Source organism: Modestobacter sp. SYSU DS0904 (assembly GCF_054051115.1).
In genome coordinates, this window is record NZ_JBJHAQ010000076.1 from 1 (window position 1) to 2,380 (window position 2,380).

1 protein-coding gene is annotated in these 2,380 nt (G+C 74.8%); it reads left to right on the forward strand.

Annotated features, from left to right (window positions below):
- Nucleotides 1-37 precede the first annotated feature (37 nt).
- Nucleotides 38-2,248 carry a methylmalonyl-CoA mutase gene (gene scpA, locus ACI79U_RS21390; RefSeq protein ID WP_457072397.1) on the forward strand — a complete coding sequence of 737 codons (2,211 nt, stop codon included), beginning with the start codon at nucleotides 38-40 and terminating at the stop codon, nucleotides 2,246-2,248.
- Nucleotides 2,249-2,380 lie beyond the last annotated feature (132 nt).

Consider the following 2,380-nt stretch of genomic DNA (forward strand, 5'->3'; position numbering starts at 1 on the left):
GCCGAAGTGGCCACTTCGGCGCCGACGGAGGGCAGCGATGAGCGGGATCCCCGACTTCGGGAGCCTGGAGCTGGGCCGGCCGGCGACGGCGGCGACGGCCGAGGACTGGGCCGCGGCGTTCGAGGAGGCGACCGGGCGCACCCCGGCCGAGGCGGCCTGGCAGACCCCGGAGGGGATCGCCGTCCCGCCGCTGTACACCCCGGCCGACCTCGCCGGGCTCGACTCGCTGGCCACCTACCCGGGCATCGCGCCCTACCTGCGCGGGCCCTACCCGACGATGTACACCACGCAGCCGTGGACCATCCGGCAGTACGCCGGCTTCTCCACGGCCGCGGCGTCCAACGCCTTCTACCGGCGCAACCTGGCCGCCGGCCAGAAGGGGCTGAGCGTCGCCTTCGACCTGCCCACCCACCGCGGCTACGACTCCGACCACCCGCGCGTGGTCGGCGACGTCGGCATGGCCGGGGTGGCGATCGACTCGATCCTGGACATGCGGCAGTTGTTCGACGGCATCCCGCTGGACCGGATGAGCGTGTCGATGACGATGAACGGCGCGGTGCTGCCGGTGCTGGCGCTCTACGTCGTCGCCGCGGAGGAGCAGGGGGTGAGCCCGGACCAGCTCACGGGGACGATCCAGAACGACATCCTCAAGGAGTTCATGGTCCGCAACACCTACATCTACCCGCCGAAGCCGTCGATGCAGATCATCAGCGACATCTTCGCCTTCACCTCCCAGCGGATGCCGCGGTTCAACTCGATCTCCATCTCCGGCTACCACATCCAGGAGGCCGGGGCGACGGCCGACCTGGAGCTGGCCTACACGCTGGCCGACGGCGTCGAGTACCTGAACGCGGGCACGGCCGCAGGCCTGGACGTCGACGTCTTCGCCCCCCGGCTGAGCTTCTTCTGGGGCATCGGCATGAACTTCTTCATGGAGGTCGCGAAGCTGCGGGCCGGGCGGCTGCTGTGGGCCCGGCTGGTGCGCGAGGCCGGCGCGCAGCAGCCGAAGTCGATGTCGCTGCGCGCGCACTCGCAGACGTCGGGCTGGTCGCTGACCGCGCAGGACGTCTACAACAACGTCGTCCGCACCTGCCTGGAGGCGATGGCCGCCACCCAGGGGCACACCCAGTCGCTGCACACCAACGCCCTCGACGAGGCGCTGGCGCTGCCCACCGACGCCTCCGCCCGGATCGCCCGCAACACCCAGCTGCTGCTCCAGCAGGAGGCGGGGACGACGCGGGTGATCGACCCGTGGGGCGGCTCGGCGTACGTGGAGAAGCTCACCGCCGACCTGGCCCGCCGCGCGTGGGCGCACATCGCGGAGGTGGCCGCGCACGGCGGCATGGCGCAGGCGATCGACGACGGCATCCCGAAGCTGCGGATCGAGGAGGCCGCGGCCCGCACCCAGGCGCGGATCGACGCCGGCCGCCAGCCGGTGATCGGGGTGAACAGGTACCGGGTCGACGCCGACGAGGCGGTCGATGTGCTGCGGGTCGACAACGCCGACGTGCTGGCCCAGCAGCGGGCGAAGCTCGCCGAGCTGCGGGCCACCCGGGACGAGGGCGCTACCCGGGAGGCGCTGGCCCGGCTGACCGACGCCGCGCGCGCCGCGGCCGAGGGCCGGCGGGAGCCCGGGCTGGGGCAGAACCTGCTGGCGCTGTCCGTCGACGCGGCCCGGGCGCGGGCGACCGTGGGGGAGATCTCCGACGCGCTGGAGGCGGTGTACGGGCGGCACGCCGGCCAGGTGCGCACCATCTCCGGTGTGTACCGCGACGAAGCCGGCGCCTCGGGCGCCGTCGAGGAGACCCGCGCGCTGACCGACCGGTTCGCCGAGGCCGAGGGGCGCCGGCCGCGGATCCTGGTGGCCAAGATGGGCCAGGACGGCCACGACCGCGGGCAGAAGGTGATCGCGACCGCCTTCGCCGACCTCGGGTTCGACGTCGACGTCGGCCCGCTGTTCCAGACCCCGGACGAGGTCGCCCGGCAGGCGGTGGAGGCCGACGTGCACGTCGTCGGCGTCTCCTCGCTGGCCGCCGGGCACCTCACCCTGGTGCCCGCGCTGCGCGACGCCCTCGCCGAGCTGGGCGCCGACGACGTGCTGATCGTGGTCGGCGGGGTGATCCCGCCCGACGACGTCCCGACGCTGCAGGAGATGGGCGCGGCCGCGGTCTTCCCGCCCGGCACGGTGATCGCCGAGGCCGCCCAGCAGCTGCTGCGCACCCTGGCGCAGCGCCTGGGCCACCCGTGACCGTCCGCGCCCAAGTGGCCACTTCGGCGCGGTCGTGGGGGGGGGGGGGGGGGGGGGGGGGGGGGGGGGGGGGGGGGGGGGGGGGGGGGGGGGGGGGGGGGGGGGGGGGGGGGGGGGGGGGGGGGGGGGGGG

What these genes read in the sequence shown, in the direction of transcription:
- scpA (WP_457072397.1), top strand. Translation starts at nt 38, where the DNA reads ATGAGCGGGATCCCCGACTTCGGGAGCCTGGAGCTGGGCCGGCCGGCG.